Origin of the sequence: Cupriavidus sp. L7L, assembly GCF_004353535.1 — a bacterium.
GTDB classification, from domain to species: Bacteria; Pseudomonadota; Gammaproteobacteria; order Burkholderiales; family Burkholderiaceae; genus Cupriavidus; species Cupriavidus oxalaticus_A.
The window spans coordinates 709666-733017 of the sequence record NZ_SMNY01000009.1 but is presented as its reverse complement, the minus strand read 5'-3'; the positions used below and the strand labels follow the sequence as shown (position 1 = coordinate 733017).

The following is a 23352-nucleotide window of genomic DNA, read 5'->3' as shown; positions in this document are numbered from 1 at the left end:
GGCGCGCGGGTCGCCGACGCATTAACCATGAGGAGAGAACAGATCAATGACCCCGATGCAGACCCGATTCGCAACGGAAGCAGAACCGTGGAAGACTGGCGACCACCGTCAGCGCGTCGCGGCAAAACGGCGGCAGCGTATGCGCTCACTGTTGCTGAACAGTGCGATGCGCCTGATGCTGGAGAACAGGGTCTCGACGCCGTCCATCGACGACATCATCTCGGCAGCAGGGGTTTCACGCGGAACGTTCTACAAGTACTTTCCGTCGTCCGACGCGATCGTGCAGGAGATTGTCGGGAAGATGGCCGAGCAGTGGGTGCGGGCGGCCGACCCCATTGTGCGCGACCATGACGACCCGGCCGAGCACATCGCCAGGGGAATACGGCTGGCGTCGATCCTGACGGTACACCAGCCGGAGGTGGCTGGCATCCTTGGCCGGCTCGGATGGACGGCCTACCAGGCGCCGAATATGCTGGAGTTTGTCCGCAGGGACATAGAGGAAGGCGTTCGGCTCAATCGCTTCAAGCGCATGCCGATCGCCCTGGGCTTCAATATCGTTGCCGGAGCCGCAATGAGCGCAATGCAGAGCATGCTTGAGACCGAATGTCGCGAAGATTTTTCGGAGCTCGCCGCTGCCGTGGCATTGCGCGCCCTGGGCGTGGAGGAATCAGCGGCCGATGCGATATCCAGGTCGCCGCTGCATGCGAGTGAAGCGCTATTCGATGGCTTGCTCGCGAAAACGATCAGCGATATGCCATAGCGCTGGCTGCTAGTTGGAGGGCTCGGCCTTGGCGGCGAGCTTCTCCTGGGCCTTTTCGAGCAAGGATTCCGGCGGAGCCACCAGCTTTGGCAAAGGCGGGGAGGTCAACCGTACCGCACTCGCTGCAGGCACGCCGAGCGACTGCAACACCGCCCGGACAATCCGTTCCGGATAATCCTTGGCTGTTCTTCCCTTGGCCATGCGGTGAACGGCGATCAACCCGGCGCCGGCCACCATGTCCAACGCCACATCGGCCGCAACCTCGTCAAACGTGCCTCTCTTCAGGCCTTCCTTGATATCCGAGGGCAGGTATTCGTAGACGGCAGCACCCTTGCTGCCGACCAAAAGCAGGCCCGTACCGGAAAGAAACTGCGCCACGACAGGATAGGAGCGCGCAAGGTGCAGGTATAAGCGTATCCCCGTTGCAACCCGCAACGCCGGGTCTTCGATATCGCCGACCACGCTCTCAATCATTTGCACCATGTCGTGACTGAGCGCGTCGCCGACAGCCGCCAGCAGATCCTCGTTAGTACGGAAATAGTTGTAGAAGGAACCTTGCGAGACGCCAGCAGACGCGATGACTTCCGGGATCACGCTGGCCCCCACACCCCTTTGCCCAAAAACGATCATCGCGCTTTCAATGAGACGTTTGCGCATCCGTTCACGACGTTCTGCGGCAACGCGAGGGCGATGGTCTTTGGGATCAGGAGCGGCAGGCATCTTCAGTTAGAGGACCTTATGTGACGAGGCGATTATATCAATACGCCGCTTCAACGCCGCCAGCATGGCGTACGCCATGCTGGCGGCAGCGGGCGCCGGCGCTCTTCTTATAACATACAACATGTCATGATGACATCTAAGTCATTATGTGGAAGAATACGGAACTCATCAAAGATCCCGATGCGCACACGCGCTACTTGCCTCACGCAACGAGGCCCAATCATTTTCCCGAGGACATCAGTGCATCAGAACCACGCGTCGCTGCCAGTGGCCATGCAGGATCCGGACAAGCTGGTGGCATGCGAACATTGCGACGCACTCCATACACGAGCGGCGCTGAAACAGGACGAACGTGCCACGTGCCTGCGCTGCGGCGGCGCGCTGTATCGCGACAGTTCGCGAGCCTATCGCCGCTTGCTGCCGCTCGTGGTGACTGCCTTGATCCTGCTTCTGGTTTCGAACGCGTACCCGATTGTCGCCATGGACCTCAAGGGCTCGCGCATGGAGACCACGCTATGGAGCGCGGTACAGGCACTCTACGCGGACGATATGGCGCCGGTGGCGATGCTCGTGTTCGCCACGACCATCCTGTTTCCGCTCGCCGAACTGCTGATGATGTGCTACCTGCTCGTGTCGATGGCGCAGAACCGCACGCCACCCGGGTTCGAGCGCATCTTGCGCGGCATTTGCCGGACGCGGCCGTGGGGCATGATCGAAGTCTTCATGATCGGCGTGCTGGTTACGCTCGTGAAGCTGTCGACCATAGCGCAAGTGATGCCTGGTGTCGCGCTCTGGTCGTTCGGCGCCCTGGTGGTTGTACTGGCCGTCATCCTGTCGTTCGACCCGCGTGAACTCTGGCACCACCTCGATGTGCACGATGCAGATGACGTACCGGCCCGCTCGCGGGATGCCGCGCCATGACCGAGCCTCTGTCGCCCCTCCCCACCGCCACCTCGCGCGGACTGCTGTCGTGCCACACGTGCGACCGGCTCAGTCCGATGACGCTCGAGGCGGAACCGTGTCCGCGCTGCGGCACCGTACTGCATCATCGCAAGCCGGCCAGCCTGGCGCGCGCCTGGGCCTTCCTGCTGGCTGCCTACCTGCTGTATATCCCGGCCAATCTGTTGCCGATCATGGTGACGCAGTCAATTTTCGGCACGCAGCGCGACACCATCATGTCCGGCGTGATCTATCTGTGGTTGTCCGGCTCATACATGCTGGCAATCGTGGTGCTGATCGCCAGCATCGTCGTCCCGTTGCTGAAGATGATGATCCTCACCTTGTTGCTGCTATCGGTGCGCCGCGGATCGACCTGGCGCCTCCGCGAGCAGAGCAGCCTCTACACCCTGGTCGAAGTCATCGGCCGGTGGTCCATGCTCGACATCTTTGTGGTGGCACTGCTGGCATCGCTGGTGCGTGCCGGGGCGCTGGCCACCATTGCGCCCGGTGCCGGAGCCCTGGCCTTTGCCTCGGTTGTCGTACTGACCATGCTCGCGTCACTGAGCTTTGATCCCCGTCTGCTGTGGGATGCGCTCGAGACCTCTCCTTCCTCCACCGAATTTCAGCACTCCGAAAATGCCCGAACACATTAACCATCCTCCCCCAAACGGTATTCCACCGCCAGGACGCAAGCCCCGCGCGCGCTGGCTACCTTCCCTCGTCTGGGTAGTCCCGATCGTTGCCGCTGTGGTCGGACTCTCGCTGCTCGTCAGCACGCTTGCGTCGCGCGGGCCCGAGATCACCGTCACATTCCGCACCGCGGAGGGCCTGACGCCAGGCAAGACCGCCGTGCGCTACAAGGACGTCGATATCGGACTGGTCAAGACGGCACGTCTGGCAGCGGACCGTTCGCATGTGATCGCGACGATTGCTCTCACCAAGGACGCCAGGAACTTCGCAGTGGCCGACACACGGTTCTGGGTGGTACGGCCCCGCTTTGCCGTGAGCGGCGTGTCGGGACTGGAGACGCTGCTATCGGGCGCATATATCGGCGTGGATGCCGGCAAGTCGGCCGAGACGAAGCACAGCTTCACCGGGCTCGAAAATCCGCCGGTCATCACCACCGACGCTACCGGCAGGCAGTTCGTGCTGCGTGCGCAGGACCTGGGCTCGCTCGACATCGGCTCACCGGTCTACTATCGTCGCGTGCGGGTCGGCCACGTGGTGGCGTACCAGCTCGAACCGAATGGCCGCGATATCTCGCTGCGGGTATTCGTCAACAAGCCCTATGACAAGCTCGTTTCCGCCGACACACGCTTCTGGCACGCCAGCGGTGTCGACCTCAAGCTCGACGCGAACGGACTGAAATTGTCCACGCAGTCGCTGGCCACCGTGATGCTTGGCGGGGTGGCCTTCCAGGCCCCGGACCACTCCACCGCGCAGGCCCCGGCCGCCGAGAACACCGAGTACCTGCTGGCGGCGGACCAGTCCGAAGCCATGAAGGAACCGGACGAGCTCGCCCCCGCGCTGGCAGTACTCAACTTCGATCAGTCCGTGCGCGGCCTGTCGCCCGGTGCGCCGGTCGATTTCCGCGGCGTGACCGTCGGGCAGGTGCGCTCGATCGGTATCGAATACCAGCGTGACAAGAAGGCCTTCCGCATGCCCGTGGTCGTGGAGCTCTATCCGTCTCGCATGGGTCTGCGCGAGAAGGACGTGGCTGACGACGCGCGCAAGCGCGCCATTGTGCATAGCATGGTACAGCGCGGCATGCGTGCGCAGATGCGCACCGGCAACCTGCTGACCGGCCAGATGTATGTGGCACTCGATTTCTTTCCGAAAGCGTCCTCGCCGGTTAACCTGGACCTGAACGCGTCGGTGCCTGAGCTCCCCACCACACCGGGCACCTTCGACGAGTTGCAGGCCAAGCTTGGCGACATCGTCACCAAGATCGGCAAGGTGCCGTTCGACCAGATCGGACAGGACGCGCGCACGGCGATGGTGTCGATGAACAAGATGCTCGTCAAGGCGGACAAGCTCGTGGCACAGGTCAACGGCGATGTGGCTCCGCAGGTGGTCGCTGCCCTGCAGGATATGCGCCGCACGCTCGATACGGCCAATGGCGCGCTGGCGCCCGACGCATCACTGCAACAGGATACGCGCAGGATGATGCAGGAACTCACGCAAACAGCCGTCTCGCTGCGCATGCTCACCGATTATCTCGAGCGGCATCCCGAAGCGCTCCTGCAAGGCAAGAGGGAAGAGAAATGATGAAACGTCTAACGATGCTCCTTACGCTGGCCGCCGCGGCCACGACCCTGATAAACGGCTGCGCGTCGCCCGAGGCGCGCTACTACACGCTGGCGGCCAGTCCCTCCGACGCCGCGCCGGCCGGTACCGCGCGAGCCGGCCGTAGCGGCGACCCGTTATGGATCGAAGTCACGCCGGTGCGCGTGCCGGAGCGCCTGAACCGTATTCAGCTGGTGGTGCGTGACGGCAATGGGGGCCTCAAGCTTTCCGACACCTCTCGCTGGACGTCGCCATTACCCAACGAACTGCGCGATGCGCTGTCGCAGCAGCTGCAGGCGAGCCTCGATGCGGTGGATGTCTACCAGCGCGGCCTGTCGGCGACGCAGCCGGCATTCCGTGTGACGACCGATGTGGTAGCCCTCGACGCCGACGTGGGCAAGCGGGCAGCGGCGACCATCGCCTGGACCGTGCGGCGGCTGCCGGACGGCAAGGTCCTGAGCGGCCGCACCGAAACGGAGGTGCCCGCGCCCGGGCAGGTGGAGGGCGTGGTGAAAGCATATCGGCAGATCCTCGCGACAACCGCGGCCGATATAGCAGTTGGCGTGCAATCGCTAAACCGCTAGACGTGACGTTCGCACCCGGCGCCACCGCGCCACATCTCGACGCAGCCGGTTCCGGCCGACCGACGGTGGACGCCTGCCAGCCAAGGGGCCACTCTTTTCCTGGTGCATACTCCAAGGTTCTGAGTGTCAGGCAACTGGAATGACGGACGATCGAACTACGGGGAATGAGTGGCCGGACCTGTCGGCTGAACGGGGCGTTGCGCAATATCAGCGGCTGGCCTCGTTGCTGAGGCACCGGATCGCAAAGGGCGAGTATCCGCTCGGCATGCTGCTGCCGCCGATAACGCAGCTCGCCGCTGACCTGGGCGTGGCCGTCGTTACCGTCCGGCAGGCGTATGAGCTGCTTTCCAAGGAAGGCCTGATTCGTAGCCAGCGAGGCATCGGGACCCACGTGGCTGCCCTGCCCGCCGCCACCGGCGACCTCGAGCTGGCGATCAACGATCCGTTCGCAGCGCCGGAGGCGCTCGCCTTCGAAGTACTTGAAGTCCGGCGCCGCACCAAGGTGCCGCAGGAACTGCTCGGCCCGGGCGACCGGTCGGACGGCGAGTACGTCTGTGTCCGCAAGCTACACACCTATTCCGGCGAGCCGTTCTGCTACGCGGAGATCTATGTGTTGACCCTGGTTTTCGACGCATTGCCCAAGGACACCGCCAGGAACAAAAAGCTTCTCGCCGCGCTGCTCGATGAACTGGGCTCGCGGGGCAAACGCGTGCGACAACGGTTGACCGTGATGCCGGCGGATTTTCCCCTGTGCGACATGCTGAAAATCCCGTTCGCCACCCCCGTCGCGAAGATGTCGCGACGTCTTCTTGATAACAAAGGCAACGTACTCTACGCCGGCGTTACATGGTATCGGGGTGACCGCTACGTCTCCGAAATTGACATCCCCGCGTCCGCATTGAAGGCGGTGCCTGCCATTACCGAACCTCGCCGCGCCACTGGCGAGCGCAAGCAAGGCTAAAAACCCGGGTCGTTCAGCCCCTAGGGTAAACAAGGGGCAGAAAAATCCTTCCTCAGCCCCTAAACTTCCAACATTAGAACTTTAGAAGTATCAAATTGGCATGCAAGCCCGTTAGCCAGGCTTCGCCGTTGCTCTGGACGCTTCTGTTCCTCCGGCGCGTTGCCGCCATACCGAGTTTCCCGCCGGACCGGCATGCCTCTTCTGTCTCGTCAAAGGACGGCTTCCTTCCACTGATTCACATCCTCAAACAAACGGAGACAACTCATGACTGCAAGAGTACTTACACAGCCCACGACGTCCACCGGCGCCAAGCTGCCGCTGCCCGCCCTGCCGCAGGACAAGCTCCTGACCGTCAATATCGAGCAGATCCCGCTGATCAAGGATGTCTTTCCGGGCATCCACATCAGGCCGCTGCGCATGGACCCGGAGCGCGGTGAGTGGGTCATCATGGCCATCGTGGAACCCGGTTGTTCCCTGCCGATTCACTACCACACCGGAACGGCGCAGGTGTGGACGATCCAGGGCTGCTGGAAGTATCGCGAGTACCCCGACCAGCCGCAGACGGCCGGCTCCTACCTGTACGAACCCGGCGGCTCGGTGCACACCTTCTACACCCCCGAGGACAACACCGAGGACACGATCACCATCGCCTGGATCGAAGGCGCGCAGGTGAGCTTCAACGAGGACGGTACGTTCCACTCGCTCAATGACGCACTCTCGATCCAGTACGCGATCCAGGCTCTCGCGGCTGCGCGCGGCATCGGACCGGTGCCCTACGTCCGCGGTAACGGCACCGACGTTATCGAGGGATAAGAAGCGACTGACACCAAGGCAGGCCGCTCGCCGGCCTGCGCGGTGCCGTTCCTCTGCTCCTTACAGGCCAGCGTGTACGACACCGATCAGATCAATCAGTGACGATCCATCAATCCGCGAGATTGAGAGAGTGCAAGATGAGAATGATCAAAGCCGAGAGGATGTCGATACTGCCGATGCTGTTGCTGCTCGTTTTGCTGGCGACGCCGCTAGCCACAAGAGCGTGGGAACGCGGCAAGGTCGAAACCTTCGCCAAGTTGCCCGCTGGTGAGGCGCATCCCGAGGGGATCACCGTGGACCGCGAGGGCAATGTCTACGTCGTCACGGTAGCGGCGAACAAGCCCAGGACGAGCGAGGGCACGCTACTTGTGTTCGATCCGCGGGGCAAGCACCTGCGCACTGTCACCATCAAGGGCTCGAGCAGATTGTTACTTGACCTCGGCTTCCATCCCCGGACAGGCCAGTTGCTCGTCGTCGACTACAAGGGCGCGAAGGTCCTGAGCGTCGACCCCAGGACGGGTGCCTCGTCCGTGTTCATGACGGTCACCGGCAAGAGCCCCGGCCTCGACGGGTTGACGTTCGACCCCGCCGGAAACGTCTACGTGACCGACGCCCACCAGGGCATCATCTGGAAGGTCGGACCCGATGGCGGCGAAGGGACGGCCTGGGTCACCAGCGCGCTGCTGAAGCCCACGCGGATACCACCGACCATCGGCGCCAATGGCCTGGCGTTCAACAACAAGAAGACGGCATTGTTCGTTGCCAATACGGCGAACGACATCGTTGTCAGGATACCGGTGAGCGGCCCGACGCTCGAGCCCGGCACCCCTGAAGTCTTCGTCAACCGGATCGGCGGCGGACCCGACGGCCTGATCATCGACGAGCACGACAACCTCTGGATCGCGTGCAACCAGTCCAACGAGATTCTCGTGCTCGAGCCGACGCAGGGCCGGGTCATTGCCAAGCTCGGCGATTTCGGCGGCATCGATCGCAACGGGGCGCCGATCGGCTTCCTCTGGTCGAACAGCCTCGTCTTCCATGGCGACGACATTCTGGTCACCAACCTCTCACTCGATGTCGAGACGGCCATTTCGCAGCTCAGTGACGAGCTTGGCCTGGCGCATCTTGTGGGCAGGAATCTGCGCACCATCGATGGGCCGTGGGCGCGCCAGGTGAAGACCCACACCATCTCGAAAATCAAGAAGCCGATACCAGAACGTCTTGCGCTCGACCGCGGTCCACGCTAACCAGATCCTGGTCGCTGACCGCACGACACCGGTCGACGAATACTTGCAGCCGATGATGGTGGACGAACTCAACTGAGTTAATCCAGCCGGAGCCCGACCGATGACCGATGCGTTGTTGCAAGCCCGATGTCGCGGCCGATCGGCACGGAACGGCGGCCTTCCGGCCAGCCGTCATACATTGCCCCAACGGGATGAAAAGGATATGAAGAAAGAGGAGACAACGGGGCCGCTGGCCGGCGTGAAAGTCGTCGACATCACGTCAGTATTCATGGGGCCTTCTGCCACCCAGATGCTGGCTGACCTGGGCGCCGACGTGATCAAGGTCGAGCCTCCGGGCGGAGACAGTACGCGCGGCATCGGTCCCTGCGGCGATGAGAAGATGGGCCCGCTATTCCTGGGCCTGAACCGCAACAAGCGCAGCATCGTGCTTGACCTGAAAGCGCCCGCGGGGCGTGAGGCCCTGCTTTGCCTGGTACGGGATGCCGACGTGCTGGCCTACAACGTGCGCCCGCAGGCAATGCAGCGGCTGGGGCTGGACTATGAAACGCTGTCGGCCATCAATCCGCGCCTGGTCTATGTCGGCATGTTCGGCTTTTCGCAGCGGGGACGCTACGCGCCCCAGGCTGCCTTCGATGACCTGATCCAGGCCGCAACCGGCCTGCCGCTGGCCGTTTCGCTAGGCAGCGGCGACAGTCCCCGGTATCTGCCCATCACCATCGCGGATCGCTCGGTGGGGCTCTATGCTTTCGGTGTGATCTGCGCCGCCCTGTATTCGCGCATGAGCACTGGCAAGGGCCAGCGCGTTGACGTCCCCATGTTCGAGACGATGGTTCCCTATGTGATGGGAGACCACCTGTATGGCGAGACCTTCGTCCCGCCGAAGGGCGGCTTCGGCTATCCGCGACTGCTCTCGCCCGAGCGGCGGCCATACAAGACGAAGGATGGACATGTCTGCTGCCTGATCTATCACGATCATCACTGGCGGGCCTTCCTCCGGGTCATTGGCAAGCCGGAGTTGTACGACACCGATCCGCGCTTCGCCAATATCAACACCCGCACCGTCCACATCACCGACCTGTATGCCATGGTCAGCGACGAAATGGCCAGGCGCAGCACCGAGGAATGGCGCACCCTGCTCAAGGAGGCCGATGTTCCGGTCTTTCCGATGCACACGTTCGAGTCGCTGCTGGACGATCCGCATTTGCAGGACATCGGCTTCTTCAGCGAATCGGACCACCCGGCCGTCGGGCGTATCCGGGAGATGGCGGTGCCCAGCGAATGGCATGGCACCCCACCGGCCAGCCGGCGCCATGCACCCGGCCTGGGTGAGCACAGCCGCGAGGTACTGCGTGAGGCCGGCTACGACGACGCCGCCATCGATGCGCTGCACGCGTCCGGCATCTTGGGGGACTGGCCGAAAGCGCGCCACGCCAAAGGAGAAACCAGCCATGAGTGAAGAATTGCTGAGCGAGGTCCGGGGCGCAGTGCTCTACCTGACCATCAACCGCCCGGAGCGCCGCAATGCCATCACGCCGGGCGTAGTGCAGGGACTTCGCGACGGCATCCTGCGCGCCGATCGTGATGCCGACATCCGCGCTGTGGTCATTACCGGAGCGGGCGAGCAGGCGTTCTGCGCCGGCGCCGATCTGCAGACCGGCAGATCCTTTGCCTTCGATTACGCCGAGCCCTACCTGGGGATGGCGGACCTCTTCCGCTGCGCCAGACAGTCGACGGTACCGCTGATCGCCCGTGTCAACGGCGCCTGCATGGCGGGCGGCATGGGGCTGTTGGCGATGTGCGATCTGGCGATCGCCAGCGAAGGCGCCCGCTTCGGCCTGCCGGAGGTCAAGCTGGGCTTGTTCCCGGCACAGGTCCTGAGCGTGCTGCAGCACCTGGTGCCACGCCGCACGCTCACCGAATTGTGCCTGTGCGGCGAGCCGCTGTCCGCGAGGGAAGCGCTGGCCGCAGGACTCGTCAACGATGTCAGCGACGATCTCGACGCCAGTCTGGACTTGCTGCTGGCCCGCCTGCTGAACAATTCGCCCGCCGCCATTCGTCGGGGGCTGTACACGCTCAAGCATATGGAAAACATGTCGTTCGAGCAGTCCATGGCGTTCACGGAAAGCCAGATCGGGCTGTTCGCACTGACCGAGGACGCGCGCGAAGGCCAGGTCGCATTCCGCGAGAAGCGCGAGCCCTTGTGGACTGGCAGATAGGGAGATGGGAATGGACGTGAAAACGGTACGCATTGGCGGGGCTTCCGGGTTCTGGGGCGACAGCAGCGTTGGCGCGCCACAGCTTGTGCGCCACGGCGATATCGATTACCTGGTGTTCGACTACCTGGCCGAACTGACCATGTCGATTCTCGCCGCCGCCCGATTGCGCAAGCCGGAACTGGGTTACGCCACCGATTTCGTGACGGTGACAATGAAGCACCTGCTCGGAGAGATTGCCGCGCGCGGGATCCGCGTGGTCAGCAATGCCGGTGGCATGAACCCGCACGGGTGTGCGCAGGCCATTGCCGCGCTGGCCGCGGAACAGGGCCTGACGCTGCGCATCGCCGTGGTGGAAGGCGATGACGTGATGCCCCTGCTTCCACAGCTGCGCGAAGCCGGTGTGCAGGACATGCAGAAAGGCCGACCCCTGCCGGAGAAGGTGGTCAGCGCCAACGCGTACCTGGGGGCCTTGCCGATCAAACAGGCGCTGGACCAGGGCGCCCAGATCGTCATCACCGGGCGCTGCGTGGACAGTGCCGTGACGCTCGGCGTGCTGATGCACGAGTTCGGTTGGCAAGCCGACGACTATGACCGCCTGGCGCAAGGCAGTCTGGCCGGCCACATCATCGAGTGCGGGTGCCAGGCCACGGGCGGCTTGCATACCGACTGGGAAAGCGTCCCGGACTGGCACGACATCGGCTATCCGGTGGTCGAGTGCCGTGCCGACGGCACCTTCCTGGTCGGCAAGCCCCCCGCCACGGGGGGACTGGTCAATACCGCCACGGTCGGCGAGCAGGTGTTGTACGAGATCGGCGACCCGGCCACCTATCTGCTGCCAGACGTCACCTGCGATTTCACGCAGGTAACCCTTCGGCAGGCCGCAGCGGACCTGGTGGAAGTCAGCGGCGCGCGCGGGCGGGCCCCGGGCAATGCCTACAAGGTCTGTGCCACCTATGTCGACGGCTATCGCTGCAATGCCCAGCTTTCCATCGTCGGCATCGACGCGGTGGCCAAGGCGGAACGCACGGCGCAGGCGATCCTTGCCCGCACGCGCAAGCTGTTCGGGGAGAACGGGTGGGGAGACTACAGCCGCACCCACGTTGAGGTGCTGGGAGCGGAGTCCTGCTTTGGGCCACATGCTGCCGTCCGTCACACCCGCGAGGCGGTGATGCGGCTGGCGGTTATGCATCCCGAGAAGGCGGCGCTGGAATTGTTCGCGCGGGAAATTGCCGCGGCGGGGACCAGTTGGGCGCCGGGCACGACGGGCTCGGCTGGCGGGCGTTCCAGTCCCTCGCCATCGATCCGCCAGTATGCATTCCTGCTCGACAAGGGCACCTTGATCCCGGCGGTGGTGATAGACGGCGTACGCAGCGGCGTCACTGTTCCTTCGGGCGGTCAGGCGGTACCCGTCGCCCCGGTGGCGTCTTCACTCGCGGAAGCGCCGGCCACGGGCCCGGCAGAAGGCGACACCGTCGAAGTTCCGCTGATCCGGCTTGCCTATGGCCGTAGCGGCGACAAGGGGGATACCTCGAACATCGGACTGATCGCCCGCCGGCCGGCGTACCTGCCCGTGCTGCGGGCGGAAGTGACGGTGGCGCGCGTGGCGGAGTGGCTTGGGTACCTTGTGAAAGGGCCGGTGACCTGCTACGACCTGCCTGGCTTCGACGCCATGAACTTTGTCTGCGAGTCGGCACTGGATGGCGGTGGCATGGCGTCGCTGCGCAATGATCCGCTCGGCAAGGGAATGGCGCAGATTCTGCTTACCATGCCCGTGCACGTGCCGCGGGAGTTGTTGTCATGACCAGTAATGCGACCAGCGCTGCGGCCAACGAGAGCGTCATCCTCGCCGACGACGGCACCGGCGGCGTGACGCGATATCGACAACTGGCCAGCGTCATCCGGCACAAGATCGTGTCAGGCGAGTACCCGGTGGGCATGCAGCTACCAACCGTGGACAGCCTCGCCCAAAGCTACGGGATCGCCAAGGTCACCGTGCGCCAGGCCTTTGCCGCGCTGACGGAAGAGGGGCTAATCAGCAGCCAGCGCGGTCGTGGCACCCACGTCATGAAGCAGCCGCCAGCACCCGGAGAAGGCCTGCGCTCCGCCATCAATGACGAATCGGCCCATGGCAGCGAACTGGAAATCCGCATCCTCGAACTGCGCGAGGGCGTGGCGCTGCGGCCGGGGCTGGCCCGCCGCGGCACGCCGCTGGACAGTTATGTCATGGTCCGCAAACTGCATTTGCATGGCGGCACGCCATTCTGCCTGATCGAGGTGTATGTGGCCTCGTCAGTCTTTGCCCGCTTTCCCCGCGGTGGCGAAAGACACCACAAGCTCGGTCACCTGCTGCGCCAGGTCGAAGGTGACCGCCTTGGCATGATGCAGCAGAGCATGACAGTGGAGCCGGCCGACTACATCCTGGCGCGCGACCTCGCCTATGGCTTCGGGGCGCCTATTGCCAGGATCGTCCGGTCGACGCTGGACGTCGACGGCAATGTACTGCTGGCAGGGGAGTTCTGGTATCGCGGCGACCGGTTCATCCTGGACGTGGAAATGCCCGCCAAGCTGACCGAGCACTACCCCGCGCTCGCCATCCCCGACAGCCGTCGCTGAGCGCGACAGATTTCACCATTCAAGCGAGGAGACATCCGAATGACATCATCCTATGTACGGCGGGCCGCTGACGTGCCCGCGTACGCACCGGCCAACCATACGGGAACGGCGAACCAGCGCATCATCGGCAAGGAGACTGTCGGCGCGCGCCGGCTCGAGGTCCTGCTGGGCACGATTTCGCGGGGCCACGGCGCGTTGCCGCATGCACACCCGAATCTTGAGCAGGCGTCGTTCCTGCTCGCCGGCGAGGGTCTTGGCGAACTACCGGGAAAGCAGCGCATCTTGCGCGCGGGGGACTGGAGCTTCAACGCGGCCGGCGTCTTCCATCGCTTCGAGGTCATCAGCGACGACCCGGTACAGGTGATAGTGGTCTACGCGCCGCCGTACAGCGAAAACCCGAACGCAGCGGTGACCGCGGCCGGCCCGGACGACCCACGCCTTCAGACCGGTGCCGCCGATGTCCGCGACGTTCCTGCCAGCACCGAACCGATCGCGCTGCCGCACTACCGTGGCGCGCTCGTCAGGCCGGTCATCACACGCGAGACCGTCGATTCCCGCTTTCTCGACATCTATATGGTCGAACTTGATCCCGATGGCGGCGCCGAGCCGCACAGGCTTGGCGAGACCGAGCAGGTGCTCTTCGTGCGTGGCGGCACGCTCCGCGGGCACATCGAAGAGGAGCGCTTCGCGGCCGGGACCGGGGAGTGGGTCTACGTTCCCGACGGTGCGGAACTCAGCCTCGAATCGTCGGACGGGACGTGTGAGCTCATTGTCATTCGCGCACACGATCCGCTGTCCTGACGCACGCTCGGCCAAGTCAATCCATCAGATCCCGAGATGCGGGAGGAGACAAGATGATCCAGCGATTTTCCCGGCGGCGCATGCTCGCCCTGCTGTCCGGACTGGCCGCTGCTTCCGCGGCCCCGCAATGGGTGTGGGCTGCGGGCCCGAACGAGTATCCGGACAAACCGGTCCGTGTCGTGGTGCCGTTCCCTGCAGGCAGTGGCACGGACAACATCGCGCGCTACATCGCGCGGATCATCACTGCCCAGACCGGACAGTCCGTCGTCGTGGAAAACCGCCCCGGTGCCAACGGCTTCATCGCGGCCACGGCGGTCGCGACCGCGCCCGGCGATGGCTACACGATGCTCATCACGACAAATACCACCCACGCGGCCAATGCGTCCCTGTTCAAAAAGCTGCCCTATGATCCCATCAAGGACTACGCGCCGGTGTCGTTGATCGCCAGAAGCGGATTGGTCCTGGTGGTGCCATCCGACAGCCCGGTGCAGAAGGTGTCAGAACTGACCACGCTGGCGAAAAGCCGGCAAGGCAAGTTGACCTTCGCCAGCGGCAGTTCCTCCACCCGGGTCGCCAGTGAGCTCTACAAGATGATGAGCGGCGCACCGGCACTGCATGTGCCTTACAAGGGCGTGCCGCAGGGCCTGACCGACTTGATGGGCCATCAGGTCGACTTCATGATTTCCGACATCAATCCGGCCCTGCCCCTGATCCAGAACGGCAAGCTGCGCGCAGTCGCCGTAACCACGTCCAGGCGCCATCCCCTGCTCGCCAATGTTCCGACCATGGCGGAAAGCGGCCTGCCAGGGTACGAGATGACGGCCTGGGTTGCTGCCTTCTTTCCTGCCACCACGCCGAAACCGGTCGTCGCGCGCATGAGCCAGCTGATTCGGCATGGGTTGACGAGCCCGGCGGCTACCGAATACTTCAGCCGGACAGGAGGCCAACCCTCCCCATCGACGCCAGAAGAACTGGCAGCGTTCGTGCACAGCGAGACCGTCAAATGGGCTGAGGTGATCAAAGCCGCCGGCATCCAGCCGGAATGACCTGCGCCGCCGTCGGAGGCCGGGAATACTCGGCCGGCCCCCTGGCGGTAGTCAGAACATCCGGATCAGTCGGATCTGGGTGAAGTTTCCGTGCTTGGCATTGCGCGACGGCGCCACGAAGAGGATTTAACTCGTTGATTTTTAAGGAGTATGACAACGGAAATCGCCTCTCTTCAGCACCAAAAAGAATTCAGGGCATCGCCCACGCAAACCCGGACAGCCCTCACGCTCTCCGGGTTTTTTGTTGCCTGATCTCCGAAGCGCGGCCCAGGCCAGCGCAAGCGGATCTTCTTCCGTCTCGATAAGCTCCCATCCTCGCGGCATCTAGCGCATGGCGTCTGCCCACGGCGCGCATGAGGCCACCGCAGACGCGTCGGCCATGGCGTTCCGGCAAACGGGGAGAGGCAGGCTACCGCCCCAACCGCCGCGCCCACCAATACCGGAACGGATGGTCGAAGTCGGGATAGAGCACCGGCTGGCTGAAGCAGCCAGCGTGCTTCATCAGGAGGTAGGCGACAAGCATGGTCGCCCAAAAAGCAAACAGGTCCACGATGCACGGCCACCCTTGTTTGCCAGGTGGCCGTTTTCATTATAGGGAGCGCTGCCGCTGCGGGGCCGATACCGCACTCCGCACTTACCCTAACGCCAGGTGCGTCAGTACACTTCCGGCACGAACATCTGTTGCGGCACCGGATGCCGCACATAGTCCTCATGCCGCTCGCGCGCCGGCAGCACGATCGTGGGTGCGTCCACGTCCTGGTAAGGCACCAGGCTGAGCAGGTGGTGGATGCAGTTCAGCCGTGCGCGCTTCTTGTCGTCGGCCTGCACCACCCACCACGGCGCCTCGGGGATGTGGGTGCGCTCGAGCATGATCTCCTTGGCCTTGGTGTAGTCCTCCCAGCGCCGCTGCGATTCCAGGTCCATCGGGCTGAGCTTCCATTGCTTGAGTGGATCGTGGATACGGCTGAGGAAGCGCAGGCGCTGTTCGTCGTGCGTGATCGAGAACCAGTACTTGACGACCTGGATGCCGGAGCGCACCAGCATCTTCTCGAACTCTGGCACCGAGCGGAAGAATTCTTCGTACTGCTCGTCGTTGCAGAACCCCATCACGCGCTCGACGCCGGCGCGGTTGTACCAGCTGCGGTCGAACAGCACGATCTCGCCTGCCGCGGGCAGGTGCGCCGCATAGCGCTGGAAGTACCACTGGGTGCGTTCGCGGTCGTTGGGCGCGGGCAGCGCGGCCACGCGGCATACGCGCGGGTTCAGCCGCTGCGTGATGCGCTTGATCACGCCGCCCTTGCCGGCGGCGTCACGCCCTTCGAACAGGATCACCAGCTTGTGGCCGGTAGCCGCGACCCAGCTCTGCAGCCTGACCAGCTCGCCCTGCAGCCGGAACAGCTCGCGGAAATAGTGGCGGCGGCTGTCCTGCTCGGCCCCTTCGGGCAGATGTACCGGGTCGCCGAAGGCTTCGCTGGCTTCGCGGTCGTCCAGCTCCAGTTCGATCTCTTCGTCGTAGTAGTCGGCCACTTCATTGTGGATGCGCCGTACCAGCTCTGCCTCGCCCGGTCTCATCTGCCCCTCCTGTCGGATACATCGCGGTCGCGCCGATGCTGGCACGCCAGTGTTGCAGCCGCGTGAACGCCTGCGCGCGCTATGCCGCCGGGTTGATGTTGTGGTTGTGGCGGAACAGGTTGCCCGGGTCGTAGCGGCGCTTGACCTCGACCAGCCGTGCGAAGTTGGGACCATAGGCGGCGCCGATGCGGTCGGTTTCTTCCTGCGTCAGGAAATTGACGTAGACGCTGCCCAGCGCGAACGGCGCCGCGGCGCGGAATACTTCGCGGGCCCAGCCGATGCAAGCGTCGTCCTCGGCCGGCGTGTCCCAGCGCCCGTGCAGGTTCATGATGAACTGCGCGTCGCGGTTGGCATAGGCGGTGGCGTCCGGCGCCACGCGGTTGGTCTGGCCGCCCATCGCGCCGACGAACACCTCGCATTGCGGCGACGGCAGCTTGCCGATCTGCTCGACCAGCATCGCGATCAGGCCGTCGTCGAGCCCGGCGAAGTTGTGCGATTTCCAGTAGTTGCGCGCTCCCGGCGTCAGCAAGGGATCGAAGGCCTGCTGCCATGCCGTGAACGGCATCGGTCCGACATGCTCGCCATAAGGCGTGCCCAGTTTGCGCAGCGGCTCGACCAGCGCGGCGCCATGCTCCGGCGGGCCGATATAGCAGATCGCCAGCGCCACGATCGGCTTGCCATGCGCCTCCGGTGGCAGGAACGGCAGCGGTGGGGCCTGGCGCAACACCGCCCATACCGTCAATTCATCCGGCATCGACTTGAACTGCTCGCGAAAGGCCGGCAGCACGGTGGGACCCTGCTCGAGGGGGTAGATGATCAGGCCGCCATAGACCTCGGGGCCGACGGGGTGCAGCCGGAACTCGAACATTGTGACCACGCCGAAATTGCCGCCGCCGCCGCGCAGTGCCCAGAACAGGTCGGGGTGCTCGTCGGCGCTGGCGCGCAGCAGCTTGCCGTCGGCAGTGACCACCTGCGCCGAGACCAGGTTGTCGACGGTGGTGCCGAACTTGCGGCTGAGCCAGCCGAAGCCGCCGCCAAGGGTCAGACCCGCGACGCCGGTGGTCGAGTTGATGCCCAGCGGCGTGGCCAGCCCGAAGGCCTGCGCCTCATGGTCGAAGTCGCGCAGCGTGGCGCCGGGCTCTACCCAGGCACGCTGTGCCCGCGGGTCAATGCGCACCGAGCGCATCGCCGTCAGGTCGAGCACCATGCCGCCGTCGCAGATCGCCAGCCCGCCGATATTGTGGCCGCCGCCGCGTATTGCCAGCAGCACACCGTGCTCGCGCGCAAAGTTGACCGCGGCGATCACGTCGGCGACGCCGGCGGCCTGCACGATCAGTTGCGGCCGGCGGTCGATCATTGCGTTCCAGATGCGGCGGGCATCATCGTAAGCGGCGTCGGCGGGCTGCAGCAGCCGTCCGCGCATTTGCGCCTTTAGTGATTCGATATGTTCTTGCGATAACTGGCCCATGATCAGCCTCCCGATGCGGGTTTGGAAACATCGGACGACGCGCGGCTGCCGGGGTGCAGGAAGATGGCCACGAGGACCGATGACTTCACCATTTAAGGCAGGCCCCCGGCGAATGTAAACGCGGCGTGCAGCGCGCCCCGCTCAAGTGCCGCAACGCGATCATGGCGCCGTGCCCGCCTATCATGGAAGCAACGCCGGCACGGTGCAAACGGGCGCCGGCCGGCTGCGCAAATGGACACAACCAGCCACCCTCCCCTGTTCCTGTGCGGCGATGTGATGACCGGGCGCGGCATCGACCAGATCCTGGCGCATCCCAGCCAGCCGCTGCTCCACGAGTCGTATGTGCATTCGGCGCTCGACTATGTGCGCCTGGCCGAGCGCAAGGCGGGCCCGATCGCTCATCCGGTGGCGCCCGCGTATCCGTGGGGCGATGCGCTTGCCGAACTCGACAGTCGCGGCGCATGGCCGCGCATTGCCAACCTGGAGACGGCGATCACCACCAGCGACGACGCATGGCCCGGCAAGGCCGTGCATTACCGCATGCATCCGGACAATGTCGATTGCCTGCAGGCGGCAGGCATCGACTGCGTGTCACTGGCCAACAACCATGTGCTCGACTGGGGACGCGCTGGCCTGGCCGATACGCTGGCGGCGCTTGATGCCGCGCGTATCGCGCATGCCGGTGCCGGCCCCGATGAGGACAGCGCGATGCGGCCGGCGTGGCTGCCGCGGCCGGGCGGCGGGCGCGTCGCGGTATTTGCCTTCGCCATGCATAACTGCGGCACGCCCGCTGCATGGCGCGCCACCGCCGGCCACTCCGGCGTGAACCTGCTGGATGACTGGTCCGCCGCCTCGTGCGACCGCATTGCCGCGTGGATTGGCAGGGACAAGCGTGCCGGCGACCTCGTGGTGGCATCGATCCACTGGGGTGGCAACTGGGGCTACGACATCGACCCGGCGCAACGCGCCTTCGCGCACGGGCTGGTGGAGCGGGCCGGCGTGGATATCGTGCATGGGCATTCCTCGCACCATCCGCTCGGCATCGAGCTGCATGCGGGCAAGCCCATCCTTTATGGCTGCGGCGACTTCATCAACGACTACGAGGGCATCGGCGGCTACGACGACTACCGGCCGGACCTGGCGCTGATGGTATTCGTCCGCTTCGATGCGGCAGGCAACGCAGACCTGCGGCTGGTGCCGCTGCGGCGCAGCCATTTCCGGCTCGAATATGCGGGCGAAGTCGACATCGCCTGGCTGCTGGCGATGTTCGCCTATGAAGGACGCACGCTCGGCACGCGGGTCGAGCGCAGCGGGCTGCACGAACTGCGCCTGTCGGCGGCATGAGATCGCACCATGAGGCCGGCGCCATAAAAAAGCCCGCCGGCACGGCGGGCTCTTGCGGCACGTACCGCCAGGCTGCGGTGCGGCGCTAGTGGCGGTGAATCATATGGTCGAACCATGTGCGTACCGACTGCTCCTGCTGCTGCAGCAGCGTCGGATTCTTTTCGCGCATGATCCAGATGGCAAAGGCGGCACAGGCCACCAGGGCGATCAGCGCCAGTGCCGTGATCAGTGCGGCAGTCATAGCAACCTCCTGTAGAAGACTGGTTGCACCTTCAGTGTAGGTCGGATCGCGCGCGATGCAGGGGACGTGCAAAAGCAGGAAGGCCAGCCGCATTGGCTGGCCTTCCGGTATCTCAAGTGCCACGTGAGTCGGTTCCGTGTAACGCTTCCACAGTTTGCTGGTCCGCTTCTGCATTCACTGCCCGAGACTAGCTCTCTCGCCCATCCTGCGGCACCCCAGGACATACCTGCAGGATAGTACAAATTCGGGCGCGGGGAAGCGCGCGCGCTGATGCGGGCGCAGGTCACGCTCAGGTCACGCTCACGTCACCGCAATACGGTCGTCGACGAGGCGGATCTGGCCACCGGGCTTGTCTTCCACCACCTTGAGCACGCGGCTGCCCACCTGCAGCGTGACGCCGCCATGGATGCGCCGTGCCGCGTCGATGACGGCACCGGCTGCGGGCTGCATCTGCTGGCCCAGTTCGGCCAGGCGGCCTTCCAGCTCGAACAGGTCACGCGAGAGCTTGAACAGCGTGGCACGCGCCTTCTCGCGCAGGTCGCCGACGGCCTTCTCCGGATGCCTGGCAAAGAACGCCACCAGCTGCCTGACCTTGTTCTGCTCGTCCAGCAGCCGCCGGCGGTCTGCCTCGAGCGCGGCGCGTTGCGCGTCGGCATAGGGATTCAGTCCCACCTGCACGCTGGTGGCGCTGCCGGCAGGACTGCCGAGCACCGCGGCGTGCACCGCCAGCATGGCGCGCGTGCGCCCGCCGCTGATGCTGCCCTGCACGCCGGGGCCCCCGACCACGATGCGCGCGCCCGCGGCAACATCGCTCTGGCGGATGCCGCTGTCGACGTTCACCTCGGTGCCGGCCTCGACCACGGCGTTCTCGATGAAGCGGGCCTTGACCGCGCCCTTGCAGCGCACGCTGGCGCGGCTGATGCCGCCGTCGGCATGGCCGGTCTCGGACTTGCCGATGATGCCGCCCTTGACCACGACATTGCCGCCGGCGTCGATGTCGGCGGCTTCGATGGTGCCTTCGACCAGCACGTCGCCGCTGACGCGCACCGACATGCCGGTACGGATATCGCCCGCCACCCGCAGCGTGCCGTCAAATGCGACGTTGCCCGAATGCAGGTCGACCGCCTCCACCTGCACCACCGGGCTGACGGCGATGCCATGCACGCCGGCTACTGGGGCGCCGGCGATCACGGCAACCAGCAGGTCGGGGTCGTCGGGATCGGCGGCGGCGCCGGTCAGGCCCTCGGCAAAGGGCGGATCGTCCATCGGATCGGCGGCAATGGGCTTGCCGAACACGTCCACGCCATCATGGCCGGGCACCGCCGGGATGCGGCGCATCAGCGGCATGCCGGGACTGACCAGCAGCAGGTTGCCGAGGTCGCGCAGGTCGACGCGCGAATCGTCCTCATCGGCCTGCACTGGCTTGCGCGGCTGCAGCAGGTTGACGAAGCGTGCCGGCTCGCCCTGGCGCGGCGCCACGCCGGCGGCGATGGTGCGCAGCTCGCAGCGGCCTTCGGCCAGCGCGGCGTCGAGCGCCAGCGCCTGGATCGGCGCCACCACGCCGCGCTCGGCGACGGCGCGGCGGATCTCGTCCTCCGTGACCGGGCGGCCGCCTTCGGCGGGCATCAGCGTGAGCCGCGCGGCCAGGCCGTCGTCCGTGATATCGAGCTCGAACGCGCCATCGACCAGCACACCGATGGCGGCGTCGATCTCATGCTCGGCGCGCTGGCACTGCTGCAGGAACTGCGCGACCGCGCGTGCATCCAGCCTCGCGCCGGCCCAGCCGTGGCTGTCCAGGCACTGCCTCAGGCTGGCGTGATCCGGCGCCAGCCTGCCTGGCTCCGGTGTGTAGCGTGCATGCACCTGCTCGCCTGGCTCGGTCAGCTCCAGGCGCAATCCCGACTCGTGCATCATGAGTCCCCTGACGTTGGTTGCGGAGCTGCATGGCGCTCGGCCACGGCGGCCTGCCCGCGCTGGCGGACAGCGCGTGCCCGGACGGCTGGCGCTCCACTTGTTATCGATCCAAGACCATCGGCAGCGGGAGTACGAAACTTGAGCGGGCAACGGCCCCCGCCGAGGAGGGGTGGGCCAGGCCATCAGCGGATGGCATCGCCGGACTTTTCGGTAAACTGTCGGCATTTCCGGGACGCGCCGCGTCCCGCAGCCTGTGCAGTCCCCATGTCAAATACCCACGAAATCCGCCCCGGCCAGTCCCTCGAGCTGCTCAAGGAACTCCATATCCTGACGCGCGACGGCAAGATGAACCAGGACAGCCGGCGCAAGCTAAAGCAGGTCTACCACCTGTTCCAGTTCATCGAGCCGCTGCTGCAGCAGGTCAAGGATGAGCGCGGCCGTGTCACGCTGGTCGACCATGGCGCCGGCAAGTCGTACCTCGGCTTCATCCTGTACGACCTGTTCTTCAAGGCCTTGAAGGACGATTCCCATATCTACGGCATCGAGACGCGCGAGGAACTGGTGAAGACCTCGCAGGCGCTGGCAGCGCGGCTGGGCTTTCCCGGGATGTCGTTCCTGAACCTGTCGGTGGCGGACTCGATCACCTCGCCACAGTTGCCGCCGACCGTCGACGTGGTCACCGCGCTGCATGCGTGCAATACCGCCACCGACGACGCCATCCGCTTCGCGCTGGCCAAGCGCGCGCAGCACATCGTGCTGGTGCCCTGTTGCCAGGCCGAAGTGGCCAGCGTGCTGCGCAAGCACAAGGGCAAGCTGCTGGCGGGCAATCCGCTGACCGAGATCTGGCGCCACCCGCTGCATACGCGCGAATTCGGCAGCCAGGTGACCAATGTGCTGCGCTGCCTGCAGCTGGAGGCGCATGGCTACCAGGTCAGCGTGACCGAGCTGGTGGGCTGGGAGCACTCGATGAAGAACGAGCTGATCATCGCCCAGTACAAGGACCTGCCGCGCCGGCGCCCGGCCGAGCGGCTGCAGAACGTGCTGGAAACGCTGGGACTGGAAGAGATGAACGAGCGCTTCTTCACCGCCCCGGTTTCGGACAAGCCGGCCGAGCCAGCGTAAGTCAGTCTTTCGGGGGCGGGTTCTTGCCGGTGGCTTTGTCTTCGGCTTTGTCTTCGGCTTCGTCCTCGCCCGCCATCACGCGGCGCCAGCCCGCATGCCCCAGGCGGCGCATGGTTGCCTGGTTGCGCTCGTAGATATCCGCCGCATCCGGGAAGGCCGCCGCCGCGCGCGCGATGCTGTCCTCGCGCAGCAAGTGCAGGATCGGATACGGTGCGCGGTTGGTGTAGTTCTCGATGTCGTCAGGCTCGCTATCGGCGAACTGGTACTGCGGATGGAAGCTGGCGATCTGCAGCGTGCCTTCCAGGCCCAGGCTGCCGAGCAGGCGGTCGGCGAAGTACAGCAGGTCGTTGTAGTCGAGGAAATCGGCCACCGCGTGGGGCAGGATCAGCAGCGTGGTGTCGATCTCCGCCGGATCCGTCTCATCGAGCAGGCGCAACTCGCGCTCGAGTTCATCCAGCACATCCGGCGCTTCGGTCGCCGTGCTGACCACGTAGCGTACCTGCTCCTTCACATAGACGCTCTTGGCAAAGGGGCACAGGTTGAGCCCGATCACCGCGCGCTCAAGCCAGTGGCGGGTGGCGGCGATGACAGCGTCTGCGGAAGTGGCGGCGGAGGGCATGATGGGGATACCGGGCAAACCGTCATTCTAGCGCTGCCGCAGGCTCTATAATCCGCGGCGGAAACACTGCTGTCCTTGCCGAGCGC

22 protein-coding genes are annotated in these 23352 nt (G+C 65.0%); 16 read left to right on the top strand and 6 right to left on the bottom strand.

Annotation, left to right across the window (positions count from 1 at the left end):
• The first annotated feature begins 46 nt into the window (after nucleotides 1-46).
• Nucleotides 47-760, top strand: coding sequence for a TetR/AcrR family transcriptional regulator (locus tag E1J61_RS11295; protein WP_133094114.1), 714 nt, complete (start codon nucleotides 47-49; stop codon nucleotides 758-760).
• A gap of 9 nt (nucleotides 761-769) precedes the next feature.
• On the opposite strand, the gene E1J61_RS11290 is transcribed toward E1J61_RS11295, so the two are convergent.
• Nucleotides 770-1417 (bottom strand): TetR/AcrR family transcriptional regulator, encoded by a 648-nt coding sequence (locus E1J61_RS11290; protein ID WP_133094113.1) that lies wholly within the window; start codon nucleotides 1415-1417, stop codon nucleotides 770-772.
• Nucleotides 1418-1753: 336 nt separating this feature from the next.
• On the opposite strand from E1J61_RS11290, the gene E1J61_RS11285 reads away from it, so the two are divergent.
• The 13 genes from E1J61_RS11285 (at nucleotide 1754) to E1J61_RS11225 (ending at nucleotide 14986) form a co-directional block, all read left to right on the top strand.
• Nucleotides 1754-2401: a paraquat-inducible protein A gene (locus tag E1J61_RS11285; RefSeq protein ID WP_133094244.1), complete on the top strand. Its 648-nt coding sequence runs from the start codon at nucleotides 1754-1756 to the stop codon at nucleotides 2399-2401.
• Nucleotides 2398-3072, top strand: a complete 675-nt coding sequence (locus tag E1J61_RS11280; protein WP_133094112.1) for a paraquat-inducible protein A — start codon at nucleotides 2398-2400, stop codon at nucleotides 3070-3072. The genes E1J61_RS11285 and E1J61_RS11280 overlap by 4 nt, the downstream gene beginning before the upstream one ends.
• Nucleotides 3056-4687: an intermembrane transport protein PqiB gene (locus E1J61_RS11275; protein ID WP_133094111.1), complete on the top strand. Its 1632-nt coding sequence runs from the start codon at nucleotides 3056-3058 to the stop codon at nucleotides 4685-4687. The genes E1J61_RS11280 and E1J61_RS11275 overlap by 17 nt, the downstream gene beginning before the upstream one ends.
• The gene (locus E1J61_RS11270; protein WP_133094110.1) at nucleotides 4684-5289 is read left to right on the top strand and encodes a membrane integrity-associated transporter subunit PqiC; all 606 of its coding nucleotides are present in this window, start codon (nucleotides 4684-4686) and stop codon (nucleotides 5287-5289) included. Before E1J61_RS11275 ends, E1J61_RS11270 begins: the two co-directional genes overlap by 4 nt.
• 139 nt (nucleotides 5290-5428) lie before the next feature.
• Nucleotides 5429-6250, top strand: coding sequence for a GntR family transcriptional regulator (locus tag E1J61_RS11265; RefSeq protein WP_133094109.1), 822 nt, complete (start codon nucleotides 5429-5431; stop codon nucleotides 6248-6250).
• A gap of 264 nt (nucleotides 6251-6514) precedes the next feature.
• Nucleotides 6515-7063 carry a 2,4'-dihydroxyacetophenone dioxygenase family protein gene (locus E1J61_RS11260; RefSeq protein WP_133094108.1) on the top strand — a complete coding sequence of 183 codons (549 nt, stop codon included), beginning with the start codon at nucleotides 6515-6517 and terminating at the stop codon, nucleotides 7061-7063.
• 143 nt (nucleotides 7064-7206) lie between these two features.
• Nucleotides 7207-8310 carry an SMP-30/gluconolactonase/LRE family protein gene (locus E1J61_RS11255; RefSeq protein WP_243736832.1) on the top strand — a complete coding sequence of 368 codons (1104 nt, stop codon included), beginning with the start codon at nucleotides 7207-7209 and terminating at the stop codon, nucleotides 8308-8310.
• Nucleotides 8311-8512: 202 nt separating this feature from the next.
• Nucleotides 8513-9766 (top strand): CaiB/BaiF CoA-transferase family protein, encoded by a 1254-nt coding sequence (locus tag E1J61_RS11250; protein ID WP_133094242.1) that lies wholly within the window; start codon nucleotides 8513-8515, stop codon nucleotides 9764-9766.
• A complete protein-coding gene (locus E1J61_RS11245; protein WP_133094107.1) occupies nucleotides 9759-10526 on the top strand; it encodes an enoyl-CoA hydratase/isomerase family protein in 768 nt (255 codons plus the stop codon). Before E1J61_RS11250 ends, E1J61_RS11245 begins: the two co-directional genes overlap by 8 nt.
• Nucleotides 10527-10536: 10 nt before the next feature.
• Nucleotides 10537-12327 (top strand): acyclic terpene utilization AtuA family protein, encoded by a 1791-nt coding sequence (locus E1J61_RS11240; RefSeq protein ID WP_133094106.1) that lies wholly within the window; start codon nucleotides 10537-10539, stop codon nucleotides 12325-12327.
• On the top strand, nucleotides 12324-13139 hold the full coding sequence (locus E1J61_RS11235) for a GntR family transcriptional regulator (protein ID WP_133094105.1): 816 nt from the start codon (nucleotides 12324-12326) through the stop codon (nucleotides 13137-13139). The genes E1J61_RS11240 and E1J61_RS11235 overlap by 4 nt, the downstream gene beginning before the upstream one ends.
• A 39-nt stretch (nucleotides 13140-13178) precedes the next feature.
• On the top strand, nucleotides 13179-13940 hold the full coding sequence (locus E1J61_RS11230; RefSeq protein WP_133094104.1) for a cupin domain-containing protein: 762 nt from the start codon (nucleotides 13179-13181) through the stop codon (nucleotides 13938-13940).
• 53 nt (nucleotides 13941-13993) lie between these two features.
• The gene (locus tag E1J61_RS11225; RefSeq protein WP_133094103.1) at nucleotides 13994-14986 is read left to right on the top strand and encodes a tripartite tricarboxylate transporter substrate binding protein; all 993 of its coding nucleotides are present in this window, start codon (nucleotides 13994-13996) and stop codon (nucleotides 14984-14986) included.
• A gap of 654 nt (nucleotides 14987-15640) precedes the next feature.
• Here E1J61_RS11225 and ppk2 read toward each other — a convergent pair.
• Both ppk2 and E1J61_RS11215 read right to left on the bottom strand, forming a co-directional pair.
• Nucleotides 15641-16558, bottom strand: coding sequence for a polyphosphate kinase 2 (gene ppk2 / locus E1J61_RS11220; protein ID WP_133094102.1), 918 nt, complete (start codon nucleotides 16556-16558; stop codon nucleotides 15641-15643).
• A gap of 79 nt (nucleotides 16559-16637) precedes the next feature.
• On the bottom strand, nucleotides 16638-18026 hold the full coding sequence (locus E1J61_RS11215) for an FAD-binding oxidoreductase (RefSeq protein ID WP_133094101.1): 1389 nt from the start codon (nucleotides 18024-18026) through the stop codon (nucleotides 16638-16640).
• Nucleotides 18027-18257: 231 nt separating this feature from the next.
• On the opposite strand from E1J61_RS11215, the gene E1J61_RS11210 reads away from it, so the two are divergent.
• Entirely contained in the window at nucleotides 18258-19370 is a 1113-nt protein-coding gene (locus tag E1J61_RS11210; RefSeq protein WP_133094100.1) for a CapA family protein, read from the top strand.
• 85 nt (nucleotides 19371-19455) lie between these two features.
• On the opposite strand, the gene E1J61_RS11205 is transcribed toward E1J61_RS11210, so the two are convergent.
• Together E1J61_RS11205 and E1J61_RS11200 are read right to left on the bottom strand one after the other, a co-directional pair.
• The gene (locus tag E1J61_RS11205; RefSeq protein ID WP_133094099.1) at nucleotides 19456-19785 is read right to left on the bottom strand and encodes a hypothetical protein; all 330 of its coding nucleotides are present in this window, start codon (nucleotides 19783-19785) and stop codon (nucleotides 19456-19458) included.
• Between the two features lie 126 nt (nucleotides 19786-19911).
• Complete coding sequence (locus E1J61_RS11200; protein ID WP_133094098.1) at nucleotides 19912-21525, bottom strand: DUF342 domain-containing protein; 1614 nt, start codon at nucleotides 21523-21525, stop codon at nucleotides 19912-19914.
• Between the two features lie 264 nt (nucleotides 21526-21789).
• On the opposite strand from E1J61_RS11200, the gene E1J61_RS11195 reads away from it, so the two are divergent.
• Nucleotides 21790-22647 carry an SAM-dependent methyltransferase gene (locus E1J61_RS11195; RefSeq protein WP_133094097.1) on the top strand — a complete coding sequence of 286 codons (858 nt, stop codon included), beginning with the start codon at nucleotides 21790-21792 and terminating at the stop codon, nucleotides 22645-22647.
• A gap of 1 nt (nucleotide 22648) precedes the next feature.
• On the opposite strand, the gene E1J61_RS11190 is transcribed toward E1J61_RS11195, so the two are convergent.
• A complete protein-coding gene (locus tag E1J61_RS11190; RefSeq protein ID WP_133094096.1) occupies nucleotides 22649-23266 on the bottom strand; it encodes a DUF1415 domain-containing protein in 618 nt (205 codons plus the stop codon).
• Nucleotides 23267-23352 lie beyond the last annotated feature (86 nt).

What these genes read in the sequence shown, in the direction of transcription:
- E1J61_RS11260 (WP_133094108.1), top strand. Translation starts at nt 6,515, where the DNA reads ATGACTGCAAGAGTACTTACACAGCCCACGACGTCCACCGGCGCCAAG.
- E1J61_RS11290 (WP_133094113.1), bottom strand. Translation starts at nt 1,417, where the DNA reads ATGCGCAAACGTCTCATTGAAAGCGCGATGATCGTTTTTGGGCAAAGG.
- E1J61_RS11295 (WP_133094114.1), top strand. Translation starts at nt 47, where the DNA reads ATGACCCCGATGCAGACCCGATTCGCAACGGAAGCAGAACCGTGGAAG.
- E1J61_RS11210 (WP_133094100.1), top strand. Translation starts at nt 18,258, where the DNA reads ATGGACACAACCAGCCACCCTCCCCTGTTCCTGTGCGGCGATGTGATG.
- ppk2 (WP_133094102.1), bottom strand. Translation starts at nt 16,558, where the DNA reads ATGAGACCGGGCGAGGCAGAGCTGGTACGGCGCATCCACAATGAAGTG.
- E1J61_RS11275 (WP_133094111.1), top strand. Translation starts at nt 3,056, where the DNA reads ATGCCCGAACACATTAACCATCCTCCCCCAAACGGTATTCCACCGCCA.
- E1J61_RS11205 (WP_133094099.1), bottom strand. Translation starts at nt 19,785, where the DNA reads ATGCAGAAGCGGACCAGCAAACTGTGGAAGCGTTACACGGAACCGACT.
- E1J61_RS11285 (WP_133094244.1), top strand. Translation starts at nt 1,754, where the DNA reads ATGCAGGATCCGGACAAGCTGGTGGCATGCGAACATTGCGACGCACTC.
- E1J61_RS11225 (WP_133094103.1), top strand. Translation starts at nt 13,994, where the DNA reads ATGATCCAGCGATTTTCCCGGCGGCGCATGCTCGCCCTGCTGTCCGGA.
- E1J61_RS11250 (WP_133094242.1), top strand. Translation starts at nt 8,513, where the DNA reads ATGAAGAAAGAGGAGACAACGGGGCCGCTGGCCGGCGTGAAAGTCGTC.
- E1J61_RS11215 (WP_133094101.1), bottom strand. Translation starts at nt 18,026, where the DNA reads ATGGGCCAGTTATCGCAAGAACATATCGAATCACTAAAGGCGCAAATG.
- E1J61_RS11265 (WP_133094109.1), top strand. Translation starts at nt 5,429, where the DNA reads ATGACGGACGATCGAACTACGGGGAATGAGTGGCCGGACCTGTCGGCT.
- E1J61_RS11240 (WP_133094106.1), top strand. Translation starts at nt 10,537, where the DNA reads ATGGACGTGAAAACGGTACGCATTGGCGGGGCTTCCGGGTTCTGGGGC.
- E1J61_RS11190 (WP_133094096.1), bottom strand. Translation starts at nt 23,266, where the DNA reads ATGCCCTCCGCCGCCACTTCCGCAGACGCTGTCATCGCCGCCACCCGC.
- E1J61_RS11235 (WP_133094105.1), top strand. Translation starts at nt 12,324, where the DNA reads ATGACCAGTAATGCGACCAGCGCTGCGGCCAACGAGAGCGTCATCCTC.
- E1J61_RS11245 (WP_133094107.1), top strand. Translation starts at nt 9,759, where the DNA reads ATGAGTGAAGAATTGCTGAGCGAGGTCCGGGGCGCAGTGCTCTACCTG.
- E1J61_RS11195 (WP_133094097.1), top strand. Translation starts at nt 21,790, where the DNA reads ATGTCAAATACCCACGAAATCCGCCCCGGCCAGTCCCTCGAGCTGCTC.
- E1J61_RS11230 (WP_133094104.1), top strand. Translation starts at nt 13,179, where the DNA reads ATGACATCATCCTATGTACGGCGGGCCGCTGACGTGCCCGCGTACGCA.
- E1J61_RS11270 (WP_133094110.1), top strand. Translation starts at nt 4,684, where the DNA reads ATGATGAAACGTCTAACGATGCTCCTTACGCTGGCCGCCGCGGCCACG.
- E1J61_RS11200 (WP_133094098.1), bottom strand. Translation starts at nt 21,525, where the DNA reads ATGATGCACGAGTCGGGATTGCGCCTGGAGCTGACCGAGCCAGGCGAG.
- E1J61_RS11255 (WP_243736832.1), top strand. Translation starts at nt 7,207, where the DNA reads ATGATCAAAGCCGAGAGGATGTCGATACTGCCGATGCTGTTGCTGCTC.
- E1J61_RS11280 (WP_133094112.1), top strand. Translation starts at nt 2,398, where the DNA reads ATGACCGAGCCTCTGTCGCCCCTCCCCACCGCCACCTCGCGCGGACTG.